The sequence below is a fragment of the Caulobacter segnis genome, from assembly GCF_019931575.1.
GTDB lineage: Bacteria > Pseudomonadota > Alphaproteobacteria > Caulobacterales > Caulobacteraceae > Caulobacter > Caulobacter segnis_C.
Genome location: NZ_CP082923.1, coordinates 257,600 through 273,375 on the forward strand (window position 1 = coordinate 257,600; position 15,776 = coordinate 273,375).

The 15,776-nt window shown below is 67.4% G+C and carries 10 protein-coding genes; 4 read left to right on the plus strand and 6 right to left on the minus strand.

What is annotated here, in order from left to right:
- Positions 1 to 40 precede the first annotated feature (40 nt).
- From K8940_RS01220 to K8940_RS01230, 3 genes are all read right to left on the minus strand, one after another.
- Entirely contained in the window at positions 41 to 2,140 is a 2,100-nt protein-coding gene (locus K8940_RS01220; RefSeq protein ID WP_223392735.1) for a TonB-dependent receptor plug domain-containing protein, read from the minus strand.
- Between the two features lie 1,021 nt (positions 2,141 to 3,161).
- A complete protein-coding gene (locus tag K8940_RS01225) occupies positions 3,162 to 3,509 on the minus strand; it encodes a hypothetical protein (protein ID WP_223392736.1) in 348 nt (115 codons plus the stop codon).
- Between the two features lie 433 nt (positions 3,510 to 3,942).
- Positions 3,943 to 4,899, minus strand: a complete 957-nt coding sequence (locus tag K8940_RS01230) for a hypothetical protein (protein WP_223392737.1) — start codon at positions 4,897 to 4,899, stop codon at positions 3,943 to 3,945.
- Positions 4,900 to 5,190: 291 nt separating this feature from the next.
- Here K8940_RS01230 and hisS point away from each other — a divergent pair, with 291 nt between their 5' ends.
- The 3 genes from hisS to hisG are packed head-to-tail and all read left to right on the plus strand — an operon-like array spanning position 5,191 to position 8,784.
- Complete coding sequence (gene hisS / locus K8940_RS01235; protein WP_223392738.1) at positions 5,191 to 6,678, plus strand: histidine--tRNA ligase; 1,488 nt, start codon at positions 5,191 to 5,193, stop codon at positions 6,676 to 6,678.
- A 4-nt stretch (positions 6,679 to 6,682) separates the two neighbouring features.
- Entirely contained in the window at positions 6,683 to 7,828 is a 1,146-nt protein-coding gene (locus K8940_RS01240; RefSeq protein WP_223392739.1) for an ATP phosphoribosyltransferase regulatory subunit, read from the plus strand.
- Positions 7,825 to 8,784, plus strand: a complete 960-nt coding sequence (hisG, locus tag K8940_RS01245) for an ATP phosphoribosyltransferase (RefSeq protein ID WP_223392740.1) — start codon at positions 7,825 to 7,827, stop codon at positions 8,782 to 8,784. The genes K8940_RS01240 and hisG overlap by 4 nt, the downstream gene beginning before the upstream one ends.
- A 423-nt stretch (positions 8,785 to 9,207) precedes the next feature.
- On the opposite strand, the gene K8940_RS01250 is transcribed toward hisG, so the two are convergent.
- From K8940_RS01250 to K8940_RS01260, 3 genes are all read right to left on the minus strand, one after another.
- Positions 9,208 to 9,405 (minus strand): hypothetical protein, encoded by a 198-nt coding sequence (locus K8940_RS01250; protein WP_223392741.1) that lies wholly within the window; start codon positions 9,403 to 9,405, stop codon positions 9,208 to 9,210.
- A 264-nt stretch (positions 9,406 to 9,669) separates the two neighbouring features.
- A complete protein-coding gene (locus tag K8940_RS01255) occupies positions 9,670 to 12,174 on the minus strand; it encodes a TonB-dependent receptor domain-containing protein (protein WP_223392742.1) in 2,505 nt (834 codons plus the stop codon).
- A gap of 358 nt (positions 12,175 to 12,532) precedes the next feature.
- Positions 12,533 to 14,359 (minus strand): methyl-accepting chemotaxis protein, encoded by a 1,827-nt coding sequence (locus K8940_RS01260; RefSeq protein WP_223392743.1) that lies wholly within the window; start codon positions 14,357 to 14,359, stop codon positions 12,533 to 12,535.
- A gap of 354 nt (positions 14,360 to 14,713) precedes the next feature.
- Here K8940_RS01260 and K8940_RS01265 point away from each other — a divergent pair, with 354 nt between their 5' ends.
- Positions 14,714 to 15,763: a DUF2332 domain-containing protein gene (locus K8940_RS01265; RefSeq protein ID WP_223392744.1), complete on the plus strand. Its 1,050-nt coding sequence runs from the start codon at positions 14,714 to 14,716 to the stop codon at positions 15,761 to 15,763.
- Positions 15,764 to 15,776 lie beyond the last annotated feature (13 nt).

Below are 15,776 nucleotides of genomic sequence, written 5' to 3' on the forward strand. Positions count from 1 at the left end.
ACCCGCCGACCGTGCCGCGCCGCCGCCCTTCCCGCAACCTCTAGAACGTCTTGCGCACCCGCAGCGAGACGAAGGTGCGCGGGTTGATCGCGCGGTCCTCGACGAAGGCCACCGCCCGGTTCGGGGCGCGGTCGGCGAAGACCGTGCGGCGGATGGTGAAGTCGTCCCACAGGTTCAGCTGGGCGCGGATCGCCAGGGTCGGGGTCGGCTTGTATTCGGCGAAGGCCTCGTAATAGCCCGAGCCGCGCCAGACATTGGTCTGGTCGACGTCGTAGGTGCCCTGGCCCAGCAGCGGCAGCCAGTTGACGCCCCACTGGGTCTTCCAGCGCGTCAGGTCCTGCTGGAAGCCGATATTGGCCTGGGTCGGACGAACGCCCGAGATCGGCCGGTCGCGGCCCGTGGTCGGGTCGGTGACGTGGGTCTCGTTCCAGTCGTTCTTGAAGGTGAAGCGGCCGCCCTTGATCCCGAACTTGTCGGTCGGCACCACGATGTTCAGCGACAGCCGGTCCAGGGTGGCGTCGCCGATATTGCCGGTCGCCGACAGGCCGCCCGGCAGGGGCAGGCGGTCGATCACGCCGATGATCTCGTCGTGGCGATAGCCGATCGAGACGATGCCCTCGCCCCAGAAGCGGCGCTCGTAGCTGATCTCGCTGATCCAGCGCTGCTCGGGCTTGAGGTCGACATTGCCGCCATAGACGGTGCTGTCGTCCAGGTCCGACGAGGCGGCGAAGTCCTCGAAGTCCAGCTGGCCCAGCTCGCGCTCGAAGCGGAGGCGGACCTGATTGTTGGCCTTGGGCGTCCAGGTCGCCAGGAACCGGGGCTTGGCGTAGAAGAAGCTCTCCTTGTTCGACGCGTCGCCCGACTGCTTGATCGTCGAGGTCTCCAGCCGCAGGCCGCCCTCCAGGGTCAGCTTCGGGTTCACCCGCCAGGTGGCCTTGGTGAAGGCCTCGCCGCGCAGCTCCTCGACCTTGACCGACGCCGAGGGCAGGGGCACGCCCACGCCGCCGACGCTGTAGGCCTGATGCACGTCCAGCATGTTGTAGGCGAACTCGCCCCCGGCCTCGAGGGTCAGGGCCTTGGAGACCTCGCCGCGCACCAGGCCGCGCAGGATCGACTCCGAGCTGTCGCCGTCGGCCGCGAAGCGCTGTTGGGCGTCCTTGACCCCCGACAGGGTCTGGTCGCCGGTCGAGACGTTGTCGAAGTCCTCGAAGCTGTGGATGGCGCGGGTCTCCAGCTTCCAGCGCGCGCTCAGCGGCCGCGTCCAGGTCAGGCCCAGCTCGCCCGAATGGCTCTCCTCGGCGTAATCGCTGCGGCGGAAGGCGACGTCCGAGCTCAGCTCCTGCCATTCCTTCCAGTCGTTGACGCCGTAGCGGGCCGTGGCCTCCAGCTTGCCGCCGGCGACCGGGCCGTTGAAGTTGCCCCGGATCGAGCGCCCGCCGCCCCAGCCGTCGTTGATGAAGGCCTCGTCGCGGATCAGCTTGCCCGTCCCGTCGTGGCGGACGTTGCGGCCCTTGCCGTTGCTGTCGCTGGACGAGGTGCCGTCGCTGAGCGTCACGCCCCAGCTGCGGTCGCCGTTGGTGGCGGTGAACTGGTAGCTGCCGCCCCAGACGTCGTGGCCGCCGTCGAAGAGCTGGTTGTTCCAGGTCAGCACCGACTGGTGGCTGACGCCCTTCTTGAGCACCACGTTCACGACCACGGCGTAGCCCTGCATGTCGACGCCCGGCGCCCCGCCGCGGATCAGCTCGATGCGCTCGACGCGGTTGGCGGGGGTGCGGGAGAGGACGTTGGAGCCGGTGTCGTTCTTGGAGGCCGGGCGGCTGCCGTTGATCAGGATGTTGCCGACCGCGCCCTCGAAGCCCCGGGCCCCCGAGCCGTCGTCGATGTCGAAGCCGGGCACCCGGTCGACCATGTCCAGGGCCGTGTTCGGGCGCTGGGCGGCGAAGAAGTCGGGCTGGAAGACCAGCACGCCGGTCGGGGCGTTGGCCGGATCCAGCGCCAGCGGCGGCGCGGTGGTCGGCGGCGGCGTTTGGCCCGAAGCGTCTTGGCCTTGGGCGGCCTCGCCGGCGTAAGCCGCGCTGGCGAAGGCCCCATTGGCCAGCAGAAGCGTGGCCGCGGTGGCCAGCCAGATGGTCTTGGTCATACTGTTCCCCTCAGTGAGGAGAGGTCTGACCGCCGCGCCCGCTGATCTCAAGTTACAAGACCGAAAGGTGGGTTACTTCGTCGTCATATTACACGGGGTTCATGTTTCTATACGGCCAGAAATACCGGGAGGCTTGTGGATAAGTCTGGCCTGACTCGGCGAATGACTTAACAATTCGTGTATAGGGCGGTGAAGGTCAGAGGTCGTCCAGCGGATCTTCGAACGACGCGGGCGCCGGCGGCAGCGCGTCCAGCTCGGCCCGCAGCGCCTGGTGGCGCTCCCAGGCGCTTCGCCGCATGATTTCCAGCTGGAGCCGGACGTTCTCTCGAAGGATGTCGAGGGCGGAGCTGTCGGCGGTGATAGGGCGAGCGGTGGCAGGGCCGGCCTTAGCCTTTGGATTGCGCCTGGGCATCGATGTTTCCTTCCGGGTTTGAGGCGTGAGGCGACGGTCTTCCGCCGGGAAAGCCGGCGGGCTGGGGAGGCGGCGGAGCGTCCGGGCCGCGCCCGGAGGTTTGGATGGGAGATACCGTTTCGACGTGACACGGGCGCTCCGCGCGATCGTCGGTGCGGAAGCCCTCGGGGCGCGGGGTATTGATCCGCTCCCGATGAGAGGCCTCCGGCGGGCGGGAGGGAAGCGACCCTCCCGGAACGCGCGGGGGATTTCAGCCCGCGCCTGGCGCGCCGTCGAAGCCGTCGCCGCCAGCCTTTCGTCCCGATGTTTCAGGGAGCCCGTGCTGGATCCGTCGCGACGGCGCCTCTCCCAAGGAAGAGGCCGACGAGCGCTACCCGCTCGACCGCCCCGCACCGCCCGTCAGGTCGCCAGCTGGACGGCCTCCCCTGCGGTGGGGCGAGGACAAGTATGGGGGGCGGTTTGAACGCGGATCATTCAGCGGGGCGTAAAATCGACAAGCCGTTGATTTCGCGGGAGTCGATCTCGCGAATTCCGAGGATAGAGCGCGCTGAACGCCCGTGCTGGCCCCGTGCGGAGCGCCCGTGACTGCCCAGGGCGCGCCGTCCGGGCCTAGGGCGCCTTGACCTGGGGCAGGCCCTGCGCGCGGCGGCAGGCGTTGCGCATGTCGTATTCCTCGGCCACCGACTGCGACAGCGGCTTGCTCCCCTTGGGCTTGCCCAGGCTGGCCAGGGCCCGGTCGGCGAACTTGCCGCCGAAGCAGTCGCAATAGGCGGCCAGCTGCGGCGCGTCCTTGATGTCCGACTCCCCGGCCGGACCCAGCACGTTGACGCCGCCCTGCCGGCACATCTGGCTGTAGGTCTTGACCATCTGCGACCGCGCGTCGGCCGGAACCTGGGCCAGGACCGGCGCGGCTCCCGCCAGCGACAGGACCAGGGCGAGGGGTGTCGCGAACTTCATGCGGATCTCCGGCGGCGATGACGGCGGCGACGCTGGCGCGCGAAGCCGACCAGGATGTGGCCGCTGGGTAACGAAGTGTAATCGCGGGGACGGGGCGGGGCGGGAAAGGCGGTGCGGAAAGGGGCAGGGCGCCTCCTCTCTCCTCCCCCGCATCGCGGGGGAGGTGGCCCAGAGGGCCGGAGGGGGCGCTCGCCGCGCCAAGCCGCTTGCCCCCGTCGCCGCCCGACCGCCCCGGTCGGGCCGAGCCTTACATCTCTTGGAGGCTGCAGCGTGCAGGGCTGATCAGGTCAGTCAAGGACGGCTTCGCCGCCGCGGAGCGGCCGCCCGGAGGGCGGTCCTTGAGTGACCTGATCAGCCCTGCGATCGTCTCGCCGTGAGATTTAAGGGGCCCGGAATGTGTTGTTGGGTCAGATTTGAGTTTCAAGCTCAAATTCTAGAGTGTGCACACTGCGCCAAGGCTTCCATCTGGAAGCTCCTTTGCGAAGCGATACATCCCGTTCTCAACGAAAACTTTCATGGCTTCGCCTGGGCCTAGAGTAATGCCTCTCTCTGTTTCCCAGTTGATTTTGCCTCTTGAGAATTTACGGGCGACAGCGATCGTCTCGAGAGAGCCTACTAGGCCTTCCCATTTTGTCAGCCTCAAGAATTCGACGTGTTCCAGCTCTAGGTGGCTATCAGCAAGGCGAGGCTTAACTGCGACGTTGTCCGCATTGCAGCCCATCGCCATCGTTGGATAGAGCAACCCATAGCCGAACCCACCGTCTAGTTTCATGGTTCGGATAATGGATGCGATAAATGATGAGCATTTATGATTTTCATCATTTGAGTCAGCGCCGAACACTTCAGCGAGCATCTGCTCGCCGATGCGATAGGCATTTTCTTGACTCCATGGTCCTTGGAAGCTGAGGGGAGGGAAGCGCTGCGAGCCATTTCTGGCGAAGATTGATTGATGATGGGCGACTACAATCGCGGTGAGCTTACGTCTAAGCTTCCAGTGGCCCAAAGCGAACGTTTGTCCCTCTTGGATTCTTATTTCGAAAGGAACAGCCGCCCGAGCCGTAGCTGCATAGAAGATGCTCTCACCTTCTTGATTGACGCGTCCCAACTTACAGCGCGAAGGAGGAGGGGCGGATATCTCGCTGATGAGGCTAGGCCTCTGCTCCATTATTCGCCCACGGAAGAAAGTCGCGCCAGCGTCGAAGCGATATGCGCTCTGCACCAGTCCTTTGGATAGGTCTCGAAAAGCCATTTCCAGACTGTGTTTCTCGCTTTCTGGGTTGCGGCGAAATGCTTCGAGCGCAGCGCGGAAGCGCTCGGTCATCTCTATCGTCATTCGCTCATAAGGACCGTTGGGATTGAGTTTTGACAGCGACGAAACCTCGGCGTTCATGGTGTTAAGCCTTTGGAGTGTAACTATTTTCTCCAAAGAAGCTGTCGCAAGGACATACCAACTTTAGCACGATTCTAGATCCTCCCCTTCCCCCACCGCCCCACATCCGCTACACCCCCGCCCGATGACCCGCGCGCCGCACCATCACGGCCACCACCACCATCCGACCTCGCCTCGCGGGATCGGCCGGGTTCGCTCGCTCTAACGCAAGCTCCCAGCCAGAGCCCCGCCTAGCGGATGGGGCTTGGCTAAAGCGCCATCCGTCGAAGCCTTGAAGACTAAGGACCGACGATGACTACCCCCGCAGACGACACCACGCCCCAAGACTTCCGCCCCGAGGCGCGCAGCCCCAGGGGCTTCGCCGACAAGCGCGCCCGCGACCTGCGGGCCGAGCGGGCGATCCTGGAGGCGGTGTCGGCGGTCTATGAGCGCTACGGCTTCGAGGCGCTGGACACCGGGGCGTTCGAATACGCCGACGCCCTGGGCAAGTTCCTGCCCGACAGCGACCGGCCCAACGAGGGCGTCTTCGCGCTGCAGGACGACGACGACCAGTGGATGGCGCTGCGCTACGACCTGACCGCGCCGCTGGCGCGGTTCGCGGCGCAGAACTGGGAGACCCTGCCCAAGCCGTTCCGCCGCTACGCCTTCGGGCCGGTGTGGCGCAACGAGAAGCCGGGGCCGGGGCGCTTCCGCCAGTTCATCCAGTGCGACGCCGACACGGTCGGCTCGGCCCGTCCGGAGGCCGACGCCGAGATCATCGCCATGGCGGTCGAGGGGCTGGAGGCGGCCGGCCTGCCGCGCGGCGCGGCGGTGCTGAAGATCAACAATAGGAAGCTGCTGAACGGCCTGCTGACGGCGGCGGGCGCCGACAGCGCCGGCCAGAAGCTGGCCGTGCTGCGCGCGGTCGACAAGCTGGACCGCCTGGGCGTGGACGGCGTGCGGCTGCTGCTGGGCGAGGGCCGCCTGGACGAGAGCGGCGACTTCACCAAGGGCGCGGGCCTGAAGGGCAAGGCGATCGACTCGGTGCTGGACTTTGTCCAGGCCGGGGCGGGCGGCCGTTCGGCGACCTTGGACAACATCGCCAAGGTGGTGGCCGGCTCGGCCGAGGGCGACGAGGGCCTGCTGGAGCTGTCGCGGATCGACGCGGCCCTGACCAGCCTGGGCATCGCCGACGACCAGGCCTTCATCGACCCGTCGATCGTCCGGGGGCTGGAATACTACACCGGCGCGGTGTTCGAGGCCGAGCTGCTGCTGACGACCACGGACGAGAAGGGGAACAAGGTCTCGTTCGGCTCGATCGGCGGCGGCGGGCGCTATGACGACCTGGTGGCGCGGTTCACCGGCAATGTCACCCCGGCCACGGGCTTCTCGTTCGGGGTGTCGCGCCTGGCGGCGGCGCTGCGGGCGGCCGGACGCGAGCCGGGTGGGACGGCGCGCGGGCCGGTGGTGGTGATCACCTTCGACCAGGCGCACATGCCGGAATACTTCTCCGTGGTCGGACAGCTGCGCGCGGCGGGCATCCCGGCCGAGGTCTATCTGGGGACCTCGGGCATGAAGCCGCAGATGAAATACGCCGACCGCCGGGGCGCGCCGGCCGTGGTCATGCTGGGCGGGGACGAGATCGCCGCCGGCACGGTGACGATCAAGGACCTGGACGCCGGCCGCATGGCCGCCGAGGGCTTGGCCGACAACGCCGCCTGGAAGGCCGAGCGTCCCGGCCAGCAGACCATCCCGCGCGACCAGCTGGTCGCCGCGGTTCGCAAGATCATCGGGGGCTAATAGGGTGAGGCTCGAGCGTTCCATTCCGGCGGAGGCGCTCGACGCCATCCGCGCGCCCCTGCTGGCGGCCGGCGCCGTGGCGACCGACGCGCCCGTGCTGCAGCCCCTGGGCCTGCTGCTGGACCTGACCGGCGAGGCCATGCGCGCCCGGCTGTTCGTCGTCTCCGGCGACGGCGGCGAGGAGGCGGCCCTGCGCCCCGACTTCACCGTGGCCGTGGCCCGGCAGCACTTTTCCGCCAGAAGCGAAAATGGGGGCGGCGGGGCGGGCCGCTACCGCTACGAGGGCAAGGCGTTCCGCGTCGCGCCACGTGGCTCGGACCGGGCCGAGGAGTTCCTGCAGATCGGGATCGAGGCCTTCGAAGCCGGCGACCCCGTGGCCGCCGACGCCGAGATCGCCGCCCTGGCCTGGGCGGCCTCGGCCGCCGGCGGGCGGGACGACCTCAGCCTGATCCTGGGCGACGTCTCGCTGTTCGCCGCCTTCGTCGACAGCCTGGATCTGGCCGCGCCCCTGGCCGCCCGGCTCAAGCGCGCCTTCGCCAAGCCGCGCCAGCTGAAGGCCGAGCTGGACGGCGACGTGGAGCAGCCGACCGGCGAGGAGAGCCGCATCGCCTCGCTGCTGGCCGGCCTGCCGGAGGCCGAGGCCTCGGCGGTGCTGCAGGAGCTGTGGTCCCTGGCCGGCATCGAGCCCGTCGGCGGCCGCCGCCCGGCCGAGATCGCCCACAGGCTGGTCGAGCGCGCCGAGGCCGCCAAGGCCGGCCGTCTGGACGCCGAGCAGGCCGCCAAGGTCCGCGCCTTCCTGGCCGTCTCGGATCGTCCGGACGCGGCGCTGGACGCCATCGCGGCCCTGGCGGGTCCGAACGGCGCGGCGCTGAAGGCCGCCGTCGCCGGCTGGCGGTCGCGCCTGTCGGGCCTGGCCGCGCGCGGGGTTCCGCTGGACCGCGTGACCCTGGCCGCCGCCTTCGGCCGGGCCTTCGGCTATTACGACGGCTATCTGTTCGAGGTCCGCTCTTCCGCCCTGGGCGACGAGCGGCCGCTGGCTGCGGGCGGCCGCTATGACGGCCTGCCCGGCAAGCTGGGCGCCGAGACCAACACCGGCGCGGTGGGCTTCATGGTCCGTCCGGCGCGCGCCTATGCGGGAGGCGGCGAATGACGGCTGCACCTATGATCTTCGCCATCCCCTCCAAGGGCCGCCTGAAGGACCAAGTCGAGGCCTGGCTGGCCGAGTGCGGCTTCAAGCTGGAAATGACCGGCGGCGCGCGCGGCTATTCGGCCGAGCTGGCCGGCCTGCCGGGCGTCTCGGTGCGGCTGCTGTCGGCCGGCGACATCGCCGCGGGGCTGGACAGCGGCGACCTGCACCTGGGCGTCACGGGCGAAGACCTGCTGCGCGAGCGCGGCGACGACATGGACAGCCGGGTCATGCTGCTGCGGGCCCTGGGCTTCGGCCGCGCCGACCTGGTGGTGACCGCGCCCAAGAGCTGGCTGGACGTCGACACCATGGCCGATGTCGACGAGGTTGGGCACGCGCACCTGGCCCGCACCGGCCGCCGCCTGCGGGTGGCGACCAAGTACGTCACCCAGACCCGGGCCTTCTTCGCCCGCCACGGCGTCGCCGACTACCGCATCGTCGAGAGCAGCGGCGCGACTGAAGGCGCGCCCGCCGCCGGCGCGGCGGAACTGGTCGTCGACATCACCACCACCGGCGCGACCCTGGCCGCCAACGGCCTGAAGATCCTGTCGGACGGCGTGATCCTGAAGAGCCAGGCCCAGCTGACCGCCTCGCTGATCGCCAGCTGGACGGCCGAGCAGCTGGACAGCCTGAAGCGGCTGCTGTCGGTGGTCGAGGCCAAGGGCCGGGCGGGCAAGCTGGCGACCCTGGTCTGGCCGGCCGAGCAGGACGCGGCGGCCCAGGCGGCCGTGGCGGCCTTCGTCGCCAAGGGCGGCTCGCGCCGGGCCAACGGCGCCCTGCTGGCGACCGGCGACCTGTTCGACGCCGCCGCCGCCCTGGCGGCCGCCGGAGTCGAGCCGGTGACCGTCTCGCGCCCGGACTACGTGTTCGAGTCGCGGTCGGCGGTGCTGGATCGCTTCACCGAGGTTCTGCGAAAGTAAGTTTTGACATATCTGTCAAATATGGACGCGGAATCCGGGGGTATCTTCGACTTTCGCGTCCAAACTACGCCTTCCGCGTCAAAAATCTGGCGAACCCGTTGCGAAAAAGGGTTTTGATGCGTTGACACCGTCATGAATTTGACGTTTCTAGACACTGCAAGAGCGAAACGAGCCCAACAGAGAGCTCCCGTTCTTCGGCGTTTCGGGGAGGAAACGCCCGCCTAGATCGAATGATCGAGAAAATAGCCAGCCCGTCGCGATTATCCCCCGCGGCGGGTTTGGTGTATCTGGGCTATAGCCAAGCTTTTTGACGTTATGGTCAAAATTGACCGGAGCGGTTTTCGAGCGCCCACGCGGCGTATCGCGCCGCCGCGTCGCGACGTGCTCAGAGGGTCTTCACGGAACGTGGATGGGAGGCTCGGCTCAGGCCGAGATGTTGAGCAGCACGCCGGTCAGTTCGCCGGTGGTCTGGCCCATGGCCGCGCCGGCCGCCGCCGCCATTTTCACATTGGTCTGCGCCACGGCCAGCTGGGTCAGGTCGACGGCCGGGGCCGGGGCCTCTTGCGAGGCGGCGGGGCGCGGCGCGGCGTAACGGGCGGCGTTGGTGGCGGAAACCTGCACGGCGATTCCTCAAGGGATGCGCCGGTAGTCTGGTCCGCAAGCCTTAAGCCGGACTGACCAAGCAAGGTTAAGGCGGCGCGCTTGCCTGGCCCCGGGCCGGTGGATGGCTCGGCTCGCGGCATGACTTCGCCCGCCCCAGGCGGATGACAAAAACCCCGCCGGTCTTTCGACCGACGGGGCTTTCGCCGTGGGCGCGTTCGGGGCCGCCGAAGGGGGGCGGCCTCGTGGCGGTGTGGTCGGGAGGGGGTGTCCCGACCTCTTTCGTCAGAACGTGTACCGCAGCGTCGCCGAGGCCGTGCGGCCGAGGTAGGCGCGGCCGAGCACGACGCCGCTGGCCGGGATCGTGGCCTGTTCGGAGTCGCTCAGGGCCAGCTTATTGAACAGGTTGTTGACGTTCAGCATCAGCTGCACCCGCTCGGTCGGGCGGACCTGCACGAAGGCGTTGACCAGCTTGTAGCCGGGCAGCTTCAGCTGGTTGGTGTCCTGCGCGTAGGCGCTGGTGGTGCCGATCACATTCGCGCCGAAGGTCACGTACTTCAGCTCGACCTGCGGGGTCACCGAGTAGATGAAGTCGGCCTGGTGGCGCGGCGTGTTGCCGACCAGCTCCGGACGCTGGGCGTCCTTGGAGATCTTGGCGTCCGTATAGGTGGCGCCGGCGGTCACGCTGAACGGGCCCTTGCGAACAGCCGCTTCCAGCTCGACGCCCTTGGCCTTGTAGCTGCGAACGATGTTGTAAATCTGAGTTGAGCCATCAGCGCCGCTGCTGACCTGGGTGTTGCGCTCGCCTGTCTTCGCCGAGAAGCCCGTGACGTTGAAGGTCACGCCCGAGACCCGGTACTTCAGGCCCAATTCGGCCTGTTTCACGGTGTCGTAGGCGCTCTGGTCGTCCACCAGCTTGCCGGTGTTGTAGTTGACCGCTGGCGTGAACAGGATCTTGTCGCCCGAGGCGCGTCCGCCGCGGCTGTAGCGGCCGAAGACGGCCAGTTGCTCGGCGACGCGGTAGTTCACGCCCGTCGAGTAGCTGAGGTAGTTGTAGTCGTAGTGGACATCGCCCGGTTGGCCCAGCGGCAGGACCGACACCTTCGTCTCCGCCGTCGAGACCGTACCGTCACGGTTGATGTCGAAGGACGCCGTGCCCTGCCGCCCGCCGCCCAGCTCGGCGCCGAGAAGCGTGCCGCGGACCTTGCCCATGTCGTAGCGCAGGCTGCCGCCGACGGCGATCTTGCCGATGTGGTAATTGACCGACGCGTAGGGCGCGTTGACGCCGTAGTTCATGTCGTAGTTGCGGCGGAAGGTGTTGCCGAGACCGTAGGAGACGTAACCGTCCTGCGTGAACGGCACGCCGGCCGCCGTCTTGGTGTTGATCAGCGTCGACTGGCCGTTGCCCGCCACGCCGAGCAGGACGTTGGGGAACACCATATCGGCCGCGTAGTCCTGGGACGAGGCGTAGAACCCGGCGGTGGTGGTCAGGTCCCCGCCGTTGATGTCCCAGACGCGGCTGGCGCGCAGGTCGTTGGTGACGTTGTTCAAGCTCTTGATCTTGGTGGTGAGCTGCAATGCCGAGGTCAGCAGGCCATTGCCGTTCAGCGTCGCCGGGCTGGTGATGGCCTGACCCGCTCGCGGGCCCGTGGCGTAGCTGAGCGTGTTGCCAACGCCGCCATAGGCCACCGACAGGACGGACGCCTGGTTCACGGCGATCGGGCGAATGGTCAGGTTGCTCCCGCCCACGTCCGAGAAGCGGAACTTCTCGCTGATGGTCCAGCCCTTCACCTCATACTGGGCGTCCAGGCCCACGGACTTGACCACGGCGTGTTGGCCGCCGCGCAGATCGTCTTGAGTGAGGTTGTTGTTCTCGTCCAGCCGGATGACGTTGCTGACGTAGCGCGACAGCAGCGAGTCGGTCTTCACGTTGAAGTTGGCCGGGCTGGTGAAGGTCGGATCGGCGTTCGTGCCCGAGACCTTGATGGGAACGAACTGGTAGTTGGGCGTGTGGTCGTTCAGATACTTGCCGTAGACGCGGACATAGCCGTTGTCGAACGTCTTGGTGATGTTGGCCTTGATCTGCCCGCCCTTGTAGGCCGTGTAGCCGACGTCGCGCGGCCCTTCGCCCTGGCGATAGAAGCCGCCGACATGGAAGCGCAGCGTGTCGCTGATCTTGCCGCCGTACTCGCCATCGACGCGCTTTTCGCCGTAGCCCAGGCCGTACGTGGCCTGAACGGCGCCGCCTTCGGTGTCGCCGGTCTTCGAGATCAGGTTGATCACGCCGCCGGGCGAGTTCGAGGCGAAGGTCGAGGCCGAGCCGCCGCGGATGGTCTCGATCTGCGAGACGTTGAGATCGGCGCGCATGAACATGTCCGTGCCGAACTGGTACATGTCGCCGAATTCCAGGACCGGCAGGCCGTCTTCCTGGAGCTGCACGTATTTCGAGCCCGTGCCCGACAGCGGCAGACCGCGGATCGAGTAGTTGGCGTTGCCTTCCCCGATCGCGTACTCGGCGCGGATCCCAGGGATGTTGCGCAGCACTTCACCCAAGGAGTGGGCGCCGTAGGTCTCGAATTCGGAAGCGCGTAGGGCGCTGGTCGAGGTGGCGCTGTCGAGGCGGTCGCGCCCCTTGGCGACGCCGGTCGAGAAGACGGCCTCGCCGTGAGCCTTGCCGCCAGCACTTTGAATGACCTTGTCGGCGGGTTTCGCCGCCTCGGCGCTCTGAGCGGCCGCCGGCATGATCAGCAGGAAGGGCGCGATCGCCGCGGACACGTACAGATGCTTCATTGGATTTCCCCAGTCCCATTTGGAATAGTTTTGTTTCCTGGGGTCCGTAATGGCGCAGTTTTCGTAACTTATATGTAAATAGAAGTTCCGCTGTGGCCGGTTAAGCCTGCGACATTTTGTACATGCAGCTGCGACATATTGCACTATATCATGTAGTGATGTGCGAATATCTCGCACTCTACTTGAAAGTACATTTGATACTGATTGTCGGATATTGCTCGAAGCCCGCGCTGGCATGCGGCTTCGGGAATGGGCCGTGCGGGCTGGGGGCGGTCGCGCCGCTCGGATCGCTCCGCCAGCGGCCGTCCGGACCCCGCCGTTCCTCCTCGTCGCGCCCGTCTTCATGGGCGCGACCCTCCTAGGCGGCCGCCGCCGGGCGAGCGCCCCGCCCCGTCGCGCCCGACGCGCTGGAGCCGGTCTCGGTCGAGCGCAGCCGGAAGCGGGCGACCAGCGTGGTGAGCTCATCGGCCTCCGCCGCCAGGCTGCGGGCGGCCGCGGTCGCTTCCTTGACCATCGCCGCGTTCTGCTGGGTCATGCTGTCCATGCTGGCGACGGCGCTGCTGACCTGCTTCAGGTTGTCGGCCTGGGTTTCGGTGCTTTGCGCGATCTCGTTGATGAGGGCGTTGGTGTCACCGATCTTCGCGCCGATCTGCGTCAGCATCTGACCGGTGTCGCCGACCCGGCCCACGCCGCTGGCGACCTGGACCGAGGACGTGTGGATCAGCGTCTTGATGTCCCGCGCGGCGTCGGCGGAGCGCTGGGCCAGCGCGCGGACTTCCTGCGCGACGACCGCGAAGCCACGGCCGGCTTCACCGGCGCGCGCAGCTTCGACGCCCGCGTTCAGCGCCAGCAGGTTGGTCTGGAAGGTGATGGCGTCGATCAGGTTGATGATCTGGCTGATCTCTTCCGAGCTCGTCTGGATGGCGTCCATCGCCGAGATCGCCTCGTTCACGATGGCGCCGCCTTCCATGGCGTTGCCGTTCGCGACCTGGATCGCCGTCCGGGCGTCCAAGGCGCGCTGAGCGGTCTCGCCCACCATCACGGTCACCTGTTTGGTCGCCATGCTGGTTTCTTGCAGGCGCGTGGCCTGCTGTTGCGTCTGGCGCGACAGGTCCTCGGAGGCCGAGTAGATCTCGGCCGCGCCCAGGTGGACGCTTTGCGCGGACCGCGCGACGCCCGAGATGCTCTGCTCGAGGCCTTCCACGGCGCTGTTGAACGACTGGCGCAGGCGCTCGTATTCGGCTTCGAACGGGCTCGTGATGACGTGGGTCAGGTCGCCGGAAGCGAGCGCGGCCAGGGCCGTGTCCAGCGTTTCCACGACGCGCCGCTGGGCGGCCTCGGCGCCGATCTTGGCCTGGTCGGCCTCGGCCTTGGCCCGCTCGGCGCGGGCTTTGGCCTGGTCGGCCTCGGCCTTGGCCAGGGCCGCGTCGCGAAAGACGAGCACGGCGCGGGCCATGTCTCCCAGTTCGTCGGCGCGGTCGGCGTCGACGGAGATGTCGTTGTCGCCTTCGGCGAGTTGGGTCATCGCGTGGGTGAGGGTCGTGATGGGGCGCGCGATCGTGCGGCTCAGCATCCGCGAGAGCGTCATCGCGATCGCGATCAGGGCGACGCCGCCCACGCCCAGGGCCGCCAAGGCCGTGACGATGGCGGTCTTTTGGCGCGCGCCGGCCTCGGCGATGTGCTTGGCCTCGGCGTCGCGGATGTCGCGCAAGGGCAGCACCGCCGCGCTGACCAGAACCTTCTTGCCGGCGTCGCGCACCATCTGTTGCGCCTCGTCACGCTGTCCGGCCTGGACGACCTCGATCATCCGGTCGCCCCAGTTCTTCCGCCACGTGAGCGTCGCGACGCGCGAGTCGTCGATGGCCTTCAGCATGACCGGGTCGGTGAGCGTCGACTTCAGCTTCTCCGAGACGCGGTCATATTCGTCGCGCCCTTCGTAGTAGGACTTCAGATAGCTCTTGTCCCCGGTGACGAGGAAGCCGCGGAACTGGCTGTTCTGCCTGAGAATGGCCGTCTCGAGCGCCAGGGCGTCCGCGTGAATCGACTGGCTGCGATTGTTGGTCTCGGTCGAGGCGCGGACCATCATGATGGTCGCGAGAAAGACGACCATCATGATCGCCGCCGACACGCAGATGAAAACGAACGACAGGCTGAGCTTCTTCGGGATGTTCATCTTGGATGTCATCGTTCCACTAATAGCCGGCCGGCTATCCCCTTGATCCCGGCGCTTATCGAACCGTTCTTGCGAACACTTTCGCCGCGGATTCCTGCCTCGACATTGATGACAACAGCTAGGCAATAGTTATTTCCTGGTCATTAAAAACGACCTCATGTCCCCGATTTGGGTCTGCGACATAAAGTCTCGCCAAGGATTGCGGGGCATTTATGTCGCCTTAACAGGCGCTGCTGTTCATTGGTTTCTACCGTACTGACAATACTAGATTTCAATTCTACACGCAGGCGTTGTTTCAGCTTGGTCGGCGTGAGCCGTTTTACCTTAAATTGCGTGGGGCGTGTTGCTCGTGTGGATTGTGACCCTATGAAAACGCTCACGAGGGCTGGCGCCGCGCACGCGTTCGTGGAGCAGGCTGAAAGCTGCCGCTCGACGGGCTCGGCCTTCCTCGCCGCCGTGCTCGAGGCGGTCGATCGCCAGCTGCCGCTCGCGCCGATCAGCAACCGCATGATCCAGGGCTGGCCGGGCGATCCGGCCGCCGCCGCCGTCGCGCTTCGCGTCAATGGGGCCCTTCACGCGCTCGCGCGCCGCGGGACGCCCCGATATCTCGCCGACCTTTATAACGGCGAGCACGAGGACTTCGACGGCGCGATCGCCGAGGCGTTGACGCGGGAAGACCAGTTCATCGCCGATTGGATGCGCTATCCGACCCAGACAAACGAGGTGGCCCGGGGGGCGGCGATCATGTCCGCGCTGATGGCGGTCGCCGCGGAACGGCCTATGCCGTTCCAGATCCTGGAACTCGGCTCGAGCTGCGGCCTGAACCTCAATCTCGCCCTATACGCCTACAGGCTGGGCGCGGTCTCCGCGGGGGATCCGGCCTCCGCCGTTCGCATCGCGCCGCAATGGCGTGGCGCGGATCCGCCGACCGCCCCGGTGTCGATCGCCTCGGCCCAGGGCGTCGACCTGAGCCCGCTGAACGCCCTGGACCCGGCCGATCGCGAACGGCTGCTGTCCTTCACCTGGGCCGATCAGCCCATGCGATCGCAACGCCTCGAGGCGGCGTTGCAGATCGCCGTCGCGCATCCGCCTCGGGTCCACCGGGGCGACGCCAAGCTTTGGCTCGCGCAACGCCTGGCCGAGCGCCAGCCGGAGGGGCTGTGCCGCGCCGTCGTGCACACGATGTTCCTGCAGTACCTGAGCGATCGGGACCGGCGCGAGGTCGCGGCCATGATGAACGCCGCCGGCGCCGGGGCGACGGCCGAGCGGCCGCTCGTCGAGATCGGCCTCGAATGGACCGCCGACCGCCGCGAGGTCCAGCTGCGCTGCACCCGCTGGCCGGACGGCGAAAGCAAGGTGCTGGCCATCTGCCATCCCTACGGGGATTGGGTGGAATGGTTCGGGATGGGCGAGTGAGGAGCGAAGGCCG